General features: G+C 60.6%; 13 protein-coding genes and 1 pseudogene. 6 read left to right on the forward strand and 8 right to left on the reverse strand.

The features are described from left to right. Window positions 1-181: 181 nt before the first annotated feature. A complete protein-coding gene (locus ABIC03_RS36525) occupies window positions 182-1,834 on the reverse strand; it encodes a sensor histidine kinase (RefSeq protein WP_354065437.1) in 1,653 nt (550 codons plus the stop codon). 468 nt (window positions 1,835-2,302) lie between these two features. Continuing rightward, window positions 2,303-2,809 carry a site-specific integrase gene (locus ABIC03_RS36530; RefSeq protein WP_502916870.1) on the reverse strand — a complete coding sequence of 169 codons (507 nt, stop codon included), beginning with the start codon at window positions 2,807-2,809 and terminating at the stop codon, window positions 2,303-2,305. Window positions 2,810-2,928: 119 nt separating this feature from the next. Between ABIC03_RS36530 and ABIC03_RS36535 the strand changes: the two genes are divergently transcribed. Next, window positions 2,929-3,717, forward strand: a complete 789-nt coding sequence (locus ABIC03_RS36535) for a ferritin-like domain-containing protein (protein ID WP_354065651.1) — start codon at window positions 2,929-2,931, stop codon at window positions 3,715-3,717. Between the two features lie 67 nt (window positions 3,718-3,784). Here ABIC03_RS36535 and ABIC03_RS39340 read toward each other — a convergent pair. Then, window positions 3,785-3,871, reverse strand: a pseudogene (locus ABIC03_RS39340) (integrase); the annotation flags it as partial. Window positions 3,872-4,342: 471 nt separating this feature from the next. On the opposite strand from ABIC03_RS39340, the gene ABIC03_RS36540 reads away from it, so the two are divergent. From ABIC03_RS36540 to fabI, 4 genes are read left to right on the forward strand one after another with little or no spacing between them, the layout of a single operon-like run. Further along, window positions 4,343-6,568 (forward strand): DUF3141 domain-containing protein, encoded by a 2,226-nt coding sequence (locus ABIC03_RS36540; RefSeq protein ID WP_354065439.1) that lies wholly within the window; start codon window positions 4,343-4,345, stop codon window positions 6,566-6,568. Between the two features lie 23 nt (window positions 6,569-6,591). Next, window positions 6,592-7,554 carry a phosphate acetyltransferase gene (locus tag ABIC03_RS36545; RefSeq protein WP_354065441.1) on the forward strand — a complete coding sequence of 321 codons (963 nt, stop codon included), beginning with the start codon at window positions 6,592-6,594 and terminating at the stop codon, window positions 7,552-7,554. 5 nt (window positions 7,555-7,559) lie between these two features. Then, window positions 7,560-8,774: an acetate/propionate family kinase gene (locus ABIC03_RS36550; protein ID WP_354065443.1), complete on the forward strand. Its 1,215-nt coding sequence runs from the start codon at window positions 7,560-7,562 to the stop codon at window positions 8,772-8,774. Then, window positions 8,771-9,559: an enoyl-ACP reductase FabI gene (fabI, locus tag ABIC03_RS36555; protein WP_275173316.1), complete on the forward strand. Its 789-nt coding sequence runs from the start codon at window positions 8,771-8,773 to the stop codon at window positions 9,557-9,559. The genes ABIC03_RS36550 and fabI overlap by 4 nt, the downstream gene beginning before the upstream one ends. Before the next feature lie 18 nt (window positions 9,560-9,577). On the opposite strand, the gene ABIC03_RS36560 is transcribed toward fabI, so the two are convergent. From ABIC03_RS36560 to ABIC03_RS36580, 5 genes are all read right to left on the reverse strand, one after another. Then, window positions 9,578-10,036 carry a MaoC family dehydratase gene (locus ABIC03_RS36560; protein ID WP_354065445.1) on the reverse strand — a complete coding sequence of 153 codons (459 nt, stop codon included), beginning with the start codon at window positions 10,034-10,036 and terminating at the stop codon, window positions 9,578-9,580. An 11-nt stretch (window positions 10,037-10,047) separates the two neighbouring features. Continuing rightward, a complete protein-coding gene (locus tag ABIC03_RS36565; RefSeq protein ID WP_354065447.1) occupies window positions 10,048-10,698 on the reverse strand; it encodes a 3-oxoacid CoA-transferase subunit B in 651 nt (216 codons plus the stop codon). A gap of 4 nt (window positions 10,699-10,702) precedes the next feature. Then, entirely contained in the window at window positions 10,703-11,350 is a 648-nt protein-coding gene (locus tag ABIC03_RS36570; RefSeq protein WP_354065449.1) for a CoA transferase subunit A, read from the reverse strand. 90 nt (window positions 11,351-11,440) lie between these two features. Continuing rightward, window positions 11,441-12,034 carry a hypothetical protein gene (locus ABIC03_RS36575; protein ID WP_354065451.1) on the reverse strand — a complete coding sequence of 198 codons (594 nt, stop codon included), beginning with the start codon at window positions 12,032-12,034 and terminating at the stop codon, window positions 11,441-11,443. Further along, window positions 12,031-12,957, reverse strand: coding sequence for an alpha/beta fold hydrolase (locus tag ABIC03_RS36580; RefSeq protein WP_275173308.1), 927 nt, complete (start codon window positions 12,955-12,957; stop codon window positions 12,031-12,033). The genes ABIC03_RS36575 and ABIC03_RS36580 overlap by 4 nt, the downstream gene beginning before the upstream one ends. A 135-nt stretch (window positions 12,958-13,092) precedes the next feature. Here ABIC03_RS36580 and ABIC03_RS36585 point away from each other — a divergent pair, with 135 nt between their 5' ends. Continuing rightward, window positions 13,093-15,600 (forward strand): alpha/beta hydrolase, encoded by a 2,508-nt coding sequence (locus ABIC03_RS36585; protein WP_354065454.1) that lies wholly within the window; start codon window positions 13,093-13,095, stop codon window positions 15,598-15,600. The last annotated feature ends 9 nt before the right edge of the window (window positions 15,601-15,609 follow it).

Raw genomic sequence — 15,609 nt, forward strand, 5'->3', positions numbered from 1 at the left:
ATTCGGATCCAAGCATCCCCAAAGCAGCCGCGACGGCCAACTTTTGTAACCTCGCCAATAAGTCCTCGCGTTTCATTTCCACGCCAGTCCAATGGTTAGTGAATTCGGCAACTGGAGCCTTGGGCATCTAAGTGCCGTCCGCAAGGAGGGCCTTTGTGTTGATTCCGACCGTCCTGCCCGATTAAACAAGAGGAAGTCTGATCGTGAACGTTGCACCGCCGTGATCTCGATTTTTTGCGGCTATCACCCCTTGGTGCGCTTCAACGATAGTGTGGGCGATGGACAGGCCCATGCCCATGCCTTCCGCTTTGCTGGTAAAGAAGGGTTCGAAGACTTCCTTTAATTCGTCTTTTGGAATGCCCGATCCGCGATCCGACACGGACAGCTCGGCAGAGCCCTCGGCGCGCGAGGTCTCGATGCTGATGATGCGGCTTTCGCTAGGAGTGTCCTTCATCGCCTCGATCGCGTTCACGACAAGGTTCAGAATGACTTGCTGAAGTTGGATGCGGTCGCCCAGGATCGGAAGCGCCTCCGGCATGATCTGTCCAATCAGCTCCACTTTTCGTCCAACGGCCAGCATCGAAAGAAATTCGATGGTCTCACGAACAAGATCATTGAGATCCAGTTTTTTCAGCTCGAAAGGTGCCTTCTTAAGGAGGCTCCTCATCCTCCGGATGACTTCGCTGGCACGCCGGTCATCCCGCAAGATATCGTCAACAATCTCGGCCAGCCCCGAAATGTCAGGGTTCTGAGATTTTAAGATTAACTGCGCTGTCTCGGCATTAGTCAGAATGGACCCGAGCGGCTGGTTGATTTCGTGCGCGATTGTTGCGGTCAATTCGCCCGCCGTCGAGAAGCGATTAACATGGGCCAGTTCGGCCATGCGTTGCCGGGACTGCACTTCCGCCAAATGACGTCGATGATGCTCGCGAAGCAGGGTCGATATAAGCCCGCCTTGCAAAAGTATAACGCCGGTGACCAACGAGATCTGCCACCAATACCGTTCCCACACCGACGGCTCGCGGAAGTAGATGGTGCTGCCAGGCGGCAGACGGCTCTCGGAAATTCCCCAGCGCTGCATTTGTCGCCAGTCGAACATAGGCGCTGCCGGGACGACGAATGTCGGCTTGATGTCGCCGGCCCTTTCACCGTCAAGAATGCGGAGGGCGACCTCCGCGGCCTTCTTGCCCTGCCCGGCAATGACCTGCATTGGACCGCCGACGATGCCCTTACCGAAAAAGATCGAATCGTGGAAAAAGATCGGTGCGTTGGCGGCGTCAAAAAGCCGTGAGAACGCGCTATTGCCTTCATAGGCCACTCCCGCCGCATCGATAGTCAAGCCAAGCCAAAAAATAGCGCTGTGTGGCGGGAGGTTGGCCGCGTCTTTGAGCATATCCTCAAAGGAAAGCTCATCGTACCACCGGAACTGCACGCGGTCGGCAAACAGCGCGGTGGATTTGGCCAATTCGTTCCGCCAAAATGTTTCGCCCGGCGAAGCTCCCACAACAATGGCGATGGTCTTTGTTTGGGGCAGGACGCGCACGACGTTATCAAAAAAAGCGACGTCGTTGTTGGCAACCGCCACCACCGTGTCGTATTCGGTCAGCTTGTCGAGGTCCACCCGGCGACGCTCTACCAACGTGAAGAGCATAGGGGTTGTCGGAAAAAGATCCTTCCGGTGCGCCTGCACGAAATTCGCGGCGGGCGAGCCGATAGCGATGATAAGGTCGGGCTGCTGATCATGGTTGAGCGCACGAAGGTAGTCGACAAATGCTGCGTCTGATTTGTCGCTGGCCGTCCGGGCATTCAGAAGCGAATGGTCCTGAAAGGTCACGAAAGGACGTTGGCTTATTCCGGCGCGAAGGGCCTCGGAATAGTCGGTCCACGGCTGGAAGCTATGAATGCAGCATCAGAATGCGTTTCGGCGTTGGACCAGCCGCTTGACTTTGACACGGGGTCGCCAGCAACCATGCAATGGCCAGCGCAGCAGTGAAGGTCCGCGCAAAAAAAGGTCGCCATGGTACCGCCAAGCGCATAGTGCTCCGTTCTCCGATTGAATAGGAACCGTAACGGCTCGACCAGACGATTGACAGACGAAAGAGGGCTACCGGAAAGTCGGATCTGGAAAAGCACTGGGGCGTCCCAAGCTGGAGCACGTCTCCAGAAGCTGAAGCTGGCGGGCAGGGAGTCCTCGTCTTGTCTGCGATTAACCAGCGATTCTCAGGTGCCGATCGGCCAGTGTGGGCCGAAGGTGCGCAGGCGTGGTTGTCGGCACTGTGAGCATGGACCGTATTAGCTGGAGCTAGCTCAAACTTGCCCATGATGGATTGGACCGATCCATACGCCAGCGCAGAACCGTCGAAATTTCAGCGCGCAGAGATCCAGATTGATCCCTGTTCAATTCGAGCAGCCGGTACAGCTGCACCTTGTTTTCTATCGGAAGGGGCCCGTTGAGTCCCAGTCGGCTGCCACCTCTTCCGAGCCATGCCTGCAACGAACGTTCTTGAATCATCGATGCGCCCAACGCAGAAAATACGGCGCTGCTGATCGCCCGCTGCTGGCTTCGCAGATGATCTTCGAGAAGCTTGTGCCGCGTAATGTAGCCTCCGTTTACTCCGGGAATGGCATGGTTCATCAGCAGCTTGGCGTCGATTTCCGAGACACCTGCCGATGCTGCGATCGTACGGAAGGCTTGGCGGAGGTCGTTGCCCCACTTCGATAGCATGTCCCGGTGTTCTTTTGTTTCCGCTAAATGCCCCGATCCGCTGTCGGCCGGAAAGACCAATTCCTGTGCTTGCCCAGGATACATCTGTCTGCCGAACCGGATTGCGCGGACGAGGCAAAGGATCATCTGTCGCGACAGCGGAATATCGAAGGCCTTCTTCTTGCCTTGGTTTCGCCTGCAACATCCTCAATGCAATCGGCGGGGTGCCGCAAATTGCGAACGCATCATTCGTCCCAAGCTATACGGACCATCTGCCGATGGGAATCGAGTCGAGCTTGGTGGTGCACCTCAAGCGCTATTCCAGGAATCTGGTCGAGCAGACCTTCATGGTGATCGAAGAGCCGGAGACTCCCCTGAAGATTCCGGTCAAAACCGTACTGTTTGGGTTCCCGCCGCAGATCAGGACGATTGGACAATTCTATGCAGCGATCCGCGCGGAGATCGTGCGGCAAGGTAATTCCATCTTCACGGGAAACCCCAGCAGGCAGGTGGCCGGGCCACTCGGAGCGGTGGCAGTCACCGACGTCGATAGTGCCGTGGTGGCAATCAACACGATCGTGGAGCAAGGGGAGGGCACGCCGACCTCGCCGGCCAGCGCAACCGGCGTTGCCCATTATTACAGATTCGAGGAACTGGCGAAGGGGATGAAGATCATGCCGGATCCGGCATCTCCACTCAAATTCAGCTTTGATCCCGCGCAAACCATCGCCATTGATGATGCGAGAGACGTCATCCAGATGGTCGATGACCCCCCGCTTCAGCAGTTCGATGGGAAAGTCGGCGGATTGGCGGATGCTTGCGACGCAGCCTATTCCAAGCTGCTGCGCGCATTGCAAGGCGTCTTTGATGGCGCTCCCGGGCAAATCGAGGACGCCATCGGTCTGATGCGCGACGAACTTGAACAGGCGATCAAGGACGTCCTGGGCGCGCCGATCGAGTCAGGTCCACACCAGGGACTGCACGGAGGCCCGCGCTTCAAGTATGTCGCCTGAGGGGCGATTGTCGGCCAGCCCGCAGGACTCTGAGCAGAACGAGAAGACGGCAGCGAGATGAATCACGCACGCTGGCGCCCGCGATCGCAAGGCGAACCACGGCCGTGCCGCGCAGATCGTGAAACGTCAGGCCGTCGATACCGGCGCGTTCGCAAGTGAACCGCCCCGGGTTGCCTGACTTCGGACACTAGCGCGACGTGATTTCTAAAGTCGACATCCATGAAGAAGGCGCGTTCCTTGTCGCTGGTCTGATCCAGCGCGTCGAGGACAGCGGCCGCGTCGGCCGGCCGCAGCGCTCGGATTCGGGCCGTGCTGCCGTCCCGCAAGCGCTCCATCACGCTGTATTTAGCGATGTCCGACATGCGAGGTCTCGGTTCGGAGGCCGGAGAACGCGTCGGCCTGAGGCTCGTCTATGAACGGGGCGGTCGGCTGCCCGTTTGATCTGTATCAAGGGCACCGCAAAAGGCGGGCGGCCTGAATCTGGGCAGTCAACTCGACACATTCGGGCGGGATGACGGACGTGACACGACTAGGCCGGCGTACCGGCCGTCAAGTATTGACCTATATCAAGGGCCTGCAGCTGCGGCAGGCTTTGGATGCATTCATACGACACTGAGGTCGGAGCATGCAGATGGAAGTACCTGGATTGCCCGGTGGTCCGATGTCCGGTCTCGTCGCCTCGGCGGTTGAATACATGGTCGATGCCGGGCAACGGAGCATACTCTTCCTCGATGTGATGCGCCGGCGCGGCGACCAATATCGGGAGCACGTCGCCCAAACCGCGCCGCACGTTCTGCAATATGCGGCCGAACTGATCATGGATGGCCGCAAGCTGGACGAACCCGTCAATTACGCGCTTGTCCGCATCGTCCCGCCAGCCGGCGTCGAGATCGATTCCACGCGGCGGCCGTTCATCGTGATTGATCCACGCGCCGGGCACGGTCCAGGCATCGGCGGGTTCAAGGCCGACAGCGAGATCGGCGTCGCGATGAAGGCGGGGCATTCCTGCTACTTCATCGGCTTCCTGCCGGAGCCGGTGCCGGGCCAGACGATCGAGCGTATCGCGCGTGCCGAGGCACTGTTCATCGAAAAAGTGATCAGTCGTCACCCGGAAGCTGACGGGAAACCCTGCGTCATAGGCAATTGTCAAGCCGGCTGGGCGGTCATGATCCTGGCTTCGGTGCGGCCCGAACTGTTCGGCCCATTGGTCATCGCCGGAGCCCCGCTCGCGTACTGGGCGGGCGTGCATGGCAAAAATCCGATGCGATATTCGGGCGGCCTGCTGGGCGGAAGCTGGCTAACTGCGCTCGTTAGCGATCTCGGCGGCGGGAAGTTCGATGGTGCCTGGCTGGTCCAGAATTTCGAAGGCCAGAACCCGTCGAACACGCTCTGGACCAAGCAGTACAATGTCTATTCGAAGGTCGATACTGAAGCCGATCGCTACCTCGAGTTCGAGCGCTGGTGGGGTGGGCACGTCAATCTCAACGCCGAAGAGATTCAGTTCATTGTCGACGAACTCTTCGTCGGCAACAACTTGGCCGCCGGCAATATCACCTTGTCCGACGGGCAGAAGGTAGATCTGCGCAACATCAGTTCGCCGATCGTGGTGTTCTGCTCCAAGGGCGACAACATCACTCCGCCACAGCAGGCGCTTGGTTGGATCCTCGAATGCTATGCCGATGTGGATGACATCAGGGCCTATGGGCAGACGATCGTCTATACAGTTCACGAGAACGTCGGCCATCTCGGCATCTTCGTTTCAGGTGGCGTCGCCAAGAAGGAGCATGCTGAATTTTCCAGCAACATCGATCTGATCGATGTACTCCCGCCCGGCCTTTACGAAGCGACGTTCGAAGCCAAGGACGAAGAAACCACTAGTTCCGATCTCGTTGTGGGCCAGTGGGTGATGCGCTGTGAGGCCCGGACGCTAGACGATATTCGGGCCATGGGTGGCAATTCGCCTGAGGACGAGCGGCGCTTTGCCGCGGCAAAACGCGTCTCGGAGCTCAATCTTGCTGCCTACCGCAAGTTCGTGCAGCCCTGGATCAAGGGCATGGTGGCGCCGCAGACGGCGGAGATGATGCGCAATCTGCATCCGCTACGGACGCAGTATGAGGCGTTCAGCAGCCAAAATCCGTGGATGAAAGCAGTGAAGTCGGCAGCGGAAGGGCTAGAAGAGAGCCGCAAGCCGGTTTCGAACGACAATCCGTTCCTGGCATTTCAGGAGCAGGTCTCCAAGCAGATCGTTCATGCGCTGGACAGCTGGCGCGATTCGCAGGAAGCGATGAGCGAGGCGATCTTCCTCAACGTCTACGGCTCGCCGGCGCTACAGGCGGCGGTCGGCATAGATCCGAAAGCTGAACCGTCGCACCGGCGCGAGATGACGGCCGAACACCGTGCCATGCTCGACAAACGGATCGCCGAGCTCCGATCCAGGATTGGCGAAGGGGGGCTTCGCGAGGCGGCCATCCGTGCCCTGCTTTATATCGGCTCGGCGAGAGGAATGGTGGATGAACGCAGCATCGAGGCGTTGCGTCAGGCTCGTCGCGACGACAGCGGAGCGCGATTAACGCTTGCCGAGTTTAAGATGCTGGTTCGCGAGCAGTTCTTCATGCTGCTGCTCGATCGCGAGGCGGCGCTGGCCGTTATCCCGAAGTTGCTTCCCGACGATGTCAATCAACGTCGCGCGGCTTTCACGACGATGAGCGAGGTGCTGTCGGCCAGCGAGGACATCACAGGCGAGCGCGCCAGCCGCCTGCAGCGTGTCGCACAGCTGTTCGGTCTCGACGCCGAAACGTCGGGGAGGGCGTCGAACGTTGCCCCTTTCGACCCCAAGGCGAAGGCATCGTAACACTGTCTGGAAGGAACCGGCTCATGTCGGCCGACACGTCGCAGGCACAGTCCCCGAGCAAATACGACCGCTTGATCGCGGCCGCGCAGGCCGTGCCGCCGGCCCCAACCATCGTTGTGCATCCGTGCGATGAAAGCTCATTGCGCGGCGCTGTCGATAGTGCACAGGCCGGCATTATCCGGCCACTCCTGGTCGGACCTGAAAGGAAGATCCGGGATACGGCCGCCAGGCATGGTCTCGACATCGCGGCCTTCGAGCTTGTTGACGCAGCACATAGCGACGAAGCCGCTGCAAAGGCGGTAGAGCTGATCCACGCCGGCCGAGGTGAGCTGTTGATGAAAGGCAGCTTGCATACGGACGAGTTGATGCGCGCGGTCACCGCGAAGGCCGGAGGCCTGCGCACCGACCGCCGTATCAGCCATGTCTTCGTGATGGACGTGCCGGCCTATGCCGAGACCATCTTCGTGACGGACGCGGCCATCAACATCTTCCCTGATCTGGACGCCAAACGCGACATCATCCAGAACGCGATTGATCTGTATGTGGAAGCTGGGTTCGGCAAATCGCCGCGCGTGGCAATCCTGTCGGCGGTTGAAACCGTGACCTCGAAGATTCCGTCTACGATCGAGGCGGCAGCACTCTGCAAGATGGCGGACCGCGGGCAGATCACCGGAGGGATCCTCGACGGACCTCTGGCTTTCGACAACGCGATCGACGTGGAGGCGGCGCGGATCAAGGGGATCAAGTCCGAGGTCGCCGGTCGCGCGCAGATCCTCGTCGTTCCCGACCTGGAGGCCGGCAACATGCTGGCAAAGAATCTCGCCTATTTCGCCAAGGCGGACGGCGCGGGCATCGTCCTCGGAGCCCGGGTCCCGGTCGTCCTGACGTCACGCGCGGATTCGGCGCGCGCGCGGATGGCCTCGTGCGCGGTCGCAGCGCTGTATGCCCATGCCCGGCGCCGGCGTGCTCCAACGATTGCCGCGTGAACGCCATGGACACCATCCTTGTGGTCAATGCCGGCTCCTCCAGCGTCAAGTTCCAGGTCTACTCGATCGAGGGTGACGGAATATTGCGGCGACAGCTGAAAGGGCAGATGGATGGGATCGGCAGCCGCCCGCGTCTGCGTGCGAGTGGCTCCACCGGCGATCCGCTTGCGGATCGCGCCTATCCGATCGAGGCGGTGCCCGATGTTCCGGCCGCGATGGACATCGCCGGCGCCTGGTTGCGGGACGAGATGCGCATTCACCCGATCGCGGTCGGTCATCGCGTCGTTCACGGCGGCCCGGACTACGACCGGCCGATTCTAGTCGACCATGGTGTGGTGACCCGGCTGGAGCGGTTCATCTCGCTCGCGCCGTTGCATCAACCGCATAATCTGGCCCCGATCCGATCGATCCTGGCCAATTTCCCGGAGCTTCCGCAGGTCGCCTGTTTCGATACGGCATTTCATCGTACGCACAGCGCGGTCGCCGATCATTACGCGATCCCGCATCAGCTCTATGCCGAGGGCGTGCGCCGCTACGGCTTTCACGGTCTCTCCTACGAATACATTGCGAAGACCTTGCCAAAGGTCGCGCCGAAAATCGCGAATGGTCGGGTGATCGTCGCTCACCTCGGAAGCGGCGCCTCGATGTGCGCTCTCAGCGCGGGACAAAGCGTCGAAAGCACCATGGGCTTCACCGCTCTCGATGGGCTTCCGATGGGAACCCGCCCTGGTCAGATCGACCCCGGGGTCGTGCTCTATCTCATTTCCGAAAAGGGGATGTCAGCCTCCAACGTCCAGAACTTCCTTTACCGCGATTGCGGCTTGAAAGGGTTATCCGGCGTCAGCAACGATATGCGGGAGCTGGAGAGCAGTGAGGATCCGAGAGCTAGACTGGCGATTGAATATTTCAGCTATCGCATCGGCCTCAATGCCGGGATGCTTGCCGCGGCGCTGCAGGGGCTGGACGCGTTTGTCTTTACAGCCGGTATCGGCGAAAATTCCGCAACAATTCGCGCGCATGTCGTTCGCCAGCTCGCGTGGCTCGGCGTCACCCTCAGCGCCGCCGAGAATTTGCGCGACGCACAGCTGATCTCGGGCTCCGACAGTCGCATCCCAGTCTATGTGGTTCCGACCGACGAGGAGCTGATGATCGCGCAGCACACACTGGCGCTGCTGATGAAGAGAACAGCGAACAATCAAAGGCAGGAGAGGGCATCATGATTCCAGTGTTTCCAGATTCCAAGATTGCCCTGAAGGGGAAAAAAGGCCTCGTCGTAGGCATCGCCAACGACCAGTCGATCGCATGGGGGTGCGCCAAGGCCTTTCGCGCCCTCGGCGCGGATGTCGCCGTCACCTACCTGAACGAGCGCGCGAAGAAGCACGTCGAGCCTCTTGCGCAGGCACTCGAGGCGTCTATTTTCATGCCCCTCGACGTCATGACGGAGGGGCAGACTGAAGACGTGTTTGCCCGGATCGAGAGGGACTGGGGCCAACTCGATTTCCTGCTGCATTCGATCGCCTTCTCACCGAAGGAAGCCTTGCACGGACGTGTGGTGGACGTCGGCCGCGACGGTTTCCTGAAGACGATGGAGGTCTCTTGCTGGTCCTTCATGCGCATGGCTCATCTGGCCGAGCCGCTGATGAAAAACGGCGGCACCATGTTTACCATGACCTATTATGGCAGCCAGATGGTGGTCGAGAACTACAATGTCATGGGCGTAGCCAAGGCAGCGCTCGAGGCCTCGGTGCGCTACATCGCCGCCGAGCTGGGTCCGAGGGGAATCCGCGTGCACGCGATCTCGCCCGGACCGCTGGCCACGCGAGCGGCATCAGGCATTCCCGACTTCGACGAACTGATGGACAAGGCGCAATCCAAGGCGCCGGCGCGCAGTCTCGTCAGCATTGACGACGTCGGCAACGCCACGGCATTTCTCGCACTCGACGGCGCCAAGCTCATTACGGGAAGCGTTCTCTATATTGATGGCGGTTATCACATCATCGATTGATGAGGACGGGAACGCGACTCAGCGATAGTGCAGGGCGATCAACTCGGCGACGCAGGCCGGTCGTTTGCCGCCTTCGATCTCGATGACCAGATGATAGTTCACGCGCAGCCCATCGGGAGGCACGTCCTCCGTCTCAGCAACGCTGACGCGGCCGCGCAGCTTCGATCCCGCCGGGACCGGCGAAAGATACCTGATCCGGTCGGCGCCGTAGTTCAGGGTATTTCGGAGGCCTTTCAACCCCATCACAGAGCGGATGAACATCGGCGCCAACGCCAGGGACAACATGCCGTGGGCGATGGTGGTGCCGCCGGGCATTTCCGTCCTTGCGCGCTCCTGGTCGACATGGATCCACTGTTCATCGCAGGTCGCCTCCGCAAACTTGTTGATCCGGTCCTGCGTCACCTCGATCCAGTCGCTGGCGCCGATTTCGGTGCCGACCGCGGATCTTATCTCATCGAAATCGCCAAATATCCGCATGTCCTTCACCTTCAGATCATCATCTCCGGGACATGGTCGCCGACGAGGAGGTCGGCTTCCGTCGCAGCCATCACTTCGCCGATCGTGACGCCCGGCGCGGTCTCAAGAAGCGTCGCTCTGCCGTCGGCAAAGCCGATCACAGCCAAGTCGGTGACGACCAGATTCACCGGCCGCGCCGAGGTCAGCGGCAAGCTGCACTTCGCAACAATCTTCGACTTGCCCTTTGCTGCGTGCTGCATGGCGACGATGACCCGCTTGGCGCCGCTGACGAGATCCATGGCGCCGCCCATGCCAGGAACCATCTTGCCCGGGATCATCCAGTTGGCCAGATGGCCATGGGCATCGACTTGAAGGCCGCCAAGCACCGTGACGTCGACATGGCCGCCACGGATCAGTCCGAAAGACATCGCGCTGTCGAAGGTGGAGGCCCCGGGCAGCGCACTGATTGGGCGCCCCCCTGCGTCCGTTAGCGTTGGATGCGCCAGGCCTTGCTCGGGGATGGGCCCCGTTCCGATCAGACCGTTTTCCGACTGGAAGAACACTTTCAAGTCCGTTGGCACGTAGTTCGCGACCAGCGTCGGGATACCGATGCCGAGATTGACGAGGTCGCCGCTCCGAAGCTCCTTGGCGACGCGCCGGGCGATGATGATCTGCGGATCCATGCCGTCACCCGTTTGTAATGAGGTAGTCGACCAGCGGCGCCGGCGTGACGACGTGGTCGGGCGCGATCACGCCGACAGGCACAATGTTTTCCGCCGTGACGATCACGGTGTCGGCGGCCATCGCCATGACTGGATTGAAGTTGCGCGAGGTCAGCGCGTACGCCAAGTTGCCGAGGTAGTCGGCAAGGAAAGCATGCACCAGCGCAAACTGTGCACGCAAGGCTGTCTCAAGCAGAAAAGGCTTTCCGTCGACTTCGATCTCGCGCTTGCCCTGGGCAACCAGCGTGCCGACGCCGGTTGGCGTCAAAACTCCACCCAGCCCGCATCCACCCGCACGAATGCGCTCGACGAAGGTTCCCTGGGGTACCAGATCGACGACGATCTGGTTCGCCAACATTTGCTGCTGTGCTTTCGGATTCAGACCGATATGCGTTGCGGTCAATCGCGCGACCAGCGCAGCATCGAAAAGCTTGCCGACGCCCTTGCCGGGGATCGCCGCGTCGTTGCAGATCAGCGAGAGGCCGCTCTTCTTCTGCCGAACCACCTCGTCGAGCAGGCGCTCTGGTGTTCCGACACCCATGAACCCGCCGACCATGACACTCGCGCCGGCCGGGATCATTGCGACGGCTTCTTCGAGGGAAATGGCCTTCATGAGGGAGAACTCCGGTCGGCGCGTGCAGGACGGTCAATGAATGCTGGAGGGCGGAAGTCGCGGTGCTTTGATCTGCGTCAAGGCTCCGCATCATTCGCAGACGATTCCCAGGCTCGCGAGCGTGTCGTGCCAGAGCTTGCGCAGTTCGGTGTGTCGGCTTTCCAGGACTGTACTGACGGTGTCGCGGAAGGGTAATAGGTCGGGACCTTTCAGGAACAGGATTTGTGCCTGCAACAGACGCCCGCTCTCGAACTCGATGCGGCGCAACGCCATCACGAAGGGGTCATTCGCGTTTGCCTCGACCGGTAACAACGCCGCTGGCCGGATTGCGGCGTGGAGGGCGTGCGCGAGCGTGGCAAGATGGACTGCTTGCCAGAGAGAGCGATCGGCCATGCCTTCGTTCGGCGTCGGAAGCCAGGCGGCCTCCCAGGACACGGCCATGTAACCCAGGGCGAGATCCGGCACCCATGCGGTTGCCCGCATCAAAAGCGAGACGATCTCGCTTTCGCGGTAGAACTGAGCGTTCAATTCTGTCTGCCAGCCGGCCTCGAACTTAGCCGGCAGGGCGAGGGCGAACTGTCTTGCGAGGGCGCCATGGGCCGAGATCAGGAAAGCGGCGATGCGGGTCTGCTGGCTCGGCGGCACGCGACCTTCGGAGTCGAGTGGTCCGAGAAATCCGCTCATCGCAGCGTCTTCTGAACGGGGATGGCGCGCAGATGGTCGTACCCGGCGGGAAATGGAGTGAGCTCACCGCCAGGATCTTCCGGCGCAATCCGGACCGCCTTGTTACCCTCCCAGCGTCCTGCCAGCACGTCATCGGCGAAGCGCGCGAGCAGGTCGGCTGTGAGTGCACCCTTTTCCAACGTGAAAGCGTGATAGGCGCCCGGGATGATCACGAGCGCGCTGTTGGGGATTCCGACTCGCAGGGTCTCGTGGAGGGCGCGCGGCGTCAGGAAGTCGAACTCTCCGTTCAGGATCATGGTTGGGACGGCGATCGAGGCGAGTTGCGGCGTCAGCGGCTGGAAGTCGAGGAACGACTCCATCAGGTTCTGCAACGCGTAGAGGTCATTGACCAGCCAGCCCTGCCGCTTGACCCCGTCGAGCTTGTCCAACAGCGGCTTCAACCATTCATCGGACAGATTCATCGGCAGCAGCAGATCCTGGAGATAGCCGGTTCCACCCAGAATTAGGCCGGTGCGTAGTGCGTTGCCGATCAGGAGAAGTTGAGGCGAAAGCTCGGCAAAGCAACTCATTGGCACCAGACCCGAGAGGCGCGCCCCATGCTCGATCGCGTAGCGCAGCGCGATCAGGCCGCCGAAGCTGATTCCACTGAGGAAGACCGGACCTTCACCGAGCATCTCGATCAAGCGATGCAGCGCAAGGACATGGTCGTCCTGATTGATGAAAAGCGTGGGCTTGTCGGAGGCGCCCTGGCCGAGCAGATCGAATGTCGCGACGCGAAAGCCCCGTGCGATGAGCGCGTCGCGATAAGCGGTCCACAGTTCGGAATATTGAGTCAGTCCATTGACCAGCACGTAGGCCGGCGCCGTCGCAGGACCGTCGAGCTCATACCGGATCCGGTAGGAGCCGTGGGTGAGGAAAGGCATCGCGGCGACCCGGCATGTAATTCGTCCTCAAAATTCTCGCGCGGGCAGTTCGAATTCCCTTGCGCTAGATCAAAGGTCGCGCCGCGTCCGCTCCTAGCTTTCGGCAAAAATCAAAGCCTGCCGGAGGAATTCGCCATGATCGGGAGACATGTCATGCGGCGATATCTCATCAGCCTGCTGTTGCTGTTGATCGGGACATCGCTCGCGGTCGCGCAGCCCTTCACGCGCCGCTCATCGCAGATGCAGCATGACGGGCTGAAGAAGACCTATGAGATCGCGAATTTCCGACTTGGCGGCAAGTACGATCTCGCCGATCCCTCGAAGTGGGAGAATGGCGGGGAGGGCGGTGTCACCCTGGAATCGCTTGGCGCCGGGAAACTGCACACGGCCTATATCGCGGTCGGTACGCCGCGCCGCAACGCCGCCGGTGAGATCACCAATGCCGTTGTCATCAACTCATATTATTCCGGCGACTCCACTGACATGTACGAGCAGTGGGTCAAAGGAGCAGCCTTGTCAGGCACCGTGCCAATTATCGGCCCGGGCCGGCCGATCGATACGGATCGCTACTATGTCATCATGGTCGATCCGCTTGGGACCTGGGGCGCCAGCAAACCTTCGGACGGTCTCGGCGTAAAGTTTCCGCAGTACAGTTACTACGACATGGTCCAGGCCAACTACCGGATGCTGCGCGACGGGCTGAAGGTCGCGCGCGTTGCGTTGGTGTCCGGCGTTTCCATGGGCGGCACGCAGACCTATGTCTGGGGCGTGATGCATCCCGAATATATCGGCGCAATGATGCCGATCGGCGGCACCACGCAATCGGATGGCGAAGATCCGGTCGGCAACTGGACATTCCAGATGATGACGGCAGCGATCGAATCCGATCCGGTGTGGCAGGACACCAAGGGTGATTATTACAAGCTGGCCAAAGAGAAGCATCCGATGCCGGGCGTGGCGTTCGGCTGGTCGATCCTCGGCATGACGGGCTATGACTTTGCCTTCCGTACGACCCAGAATTGGGGCGCCGTCCAGCCCGAAATCTTCTATTGGGACCCCCCGAACGAAAAGGCGGCGTTGAACGTCGTCAACCGCGCCAAGCTTTACGATGCGGTCGACCTTGTCTGGCGCAACCGTGTCGGCGAAACGCACAACATCAACCCTTATCTCGGCCGCATCCAGGCGCGGACGCTGGTGATGCACATCACCAATGACCTGTGGCTGAACTTCAAGTTGGCTCAGAAGGCAGTCGATCGCGTGCCTGGCGCGGACCTTATTGCTCAGGAAAGCCCGGTCGCCCATTATGGTGTGTTTCCGATCATCAACCAGCGCAAGAATGACCCGAAGTTCGTTGCGTTCATGGATGATGTGGCGAGCCTCGACCGCGCGCAGAAATTCATTGACAAGAATTATCGGGTGCCCGGCGTCGCAGAGAACATCGACCCCAAAAAGTCGTTCTGGAAGGAGTTCGTGACCTACCCCTATCCGGTCAAATACGCCAATGCCAAGGACAAGGGCGGCAATTCCTGGCAGATCGGCTACATGGATGAATATGCCGGCACGGACAAGGATCCGAAGGTCCTCGTCGTCATCCATGGCAAAGGCGCTTTCGGCGGTCACTACGGCAATATCATGCAGTATGCGCTGCGCAGCGGCCTTCGCGTGATCGTGCCCGACCTGCCGCATTACGGCATGTCCGGGCCCGGCAATCTCGACAAGAGTCCGGCGCGCACGATGCAGGACATGCGCGAGGTCATCTACGACCTCGTCGTCAACCAGCTCGGCGTCAAGAAGGCGTATTATCTCGGCCATTCGCTCGGCGGTCAGTTCGTGATGGGCTATGCCCTGACCTGGCCGGATGCAGTGCAGGGCCTGGCGCTGGAGGCGCCGTCAGGTCTCGAGGAATATCCGCGCGAGATCACCATCGCCAAGGGCAAAAAGGCGCCACTGTTCGACCCGGCCTTCGATCATGACTTCGGCAAATGGAGGGCGACCTGGGACCAGACGGGCATCCTTGCCGCGGAGAAGGCGCGTGACGAGCAGAACATCCGTGACTTCTTCTACTTTAAGAAGCGTGACCCGGAGACCGGCGCGGTGTCGGCTGCCAAAAGCGGCTATTTCTTCAGCGACAGCGAATATGCCCGCCTCCACACCGAGCAGCGCGTCGGGCTGACCAAAGGCAATCCGAAGGAGCTGGAGCAGTGGTGTAACATCTTTATCTACGACATCTACACGATCGGCGCGGAGCTCCAGCAGGATGATCCGAAGAACCTGTACGAGCGGCTCACGCAGATCAAGGCGCCGATCTTCCTCGCATTCGGCGACAAGGAGCCGTTCATCCCGACGCCGGCATTCAATGGGCTGACAGACCTCGGACGCGACGCCATCACGCCGTTCATGACGCGCATGACCAATGCGGGCAATCGGCCGATCCTCAAGATCTATCCGGAGAGCGGGCATTTCATTCACACAGACAATCCGGTCGAATACTCGTCCGATGTCGTGGATTTCGTGACGCGGGGAAGCGTCGACACGTCATCGCCGCTCGGGACCGACCGCATGCTCAAGGGGGCGGTGGTCTCGGCCTTGCCGGTGGCTCCGACACCGCCCGGGGCCGCGCCTACCGCCGGCCTAAACAAGTAGGGCCGGTTG

Origin of the sequence: Bradyrhizobium sp. RT6a, from assembly GCF_040547675.1 — a bacterium.
Lineage (GTDB): Bacteria > Pseudomonadota > Alphaproteobacteria > Rhizobiales > Xanthobacteraceae > Bradyrhizobium.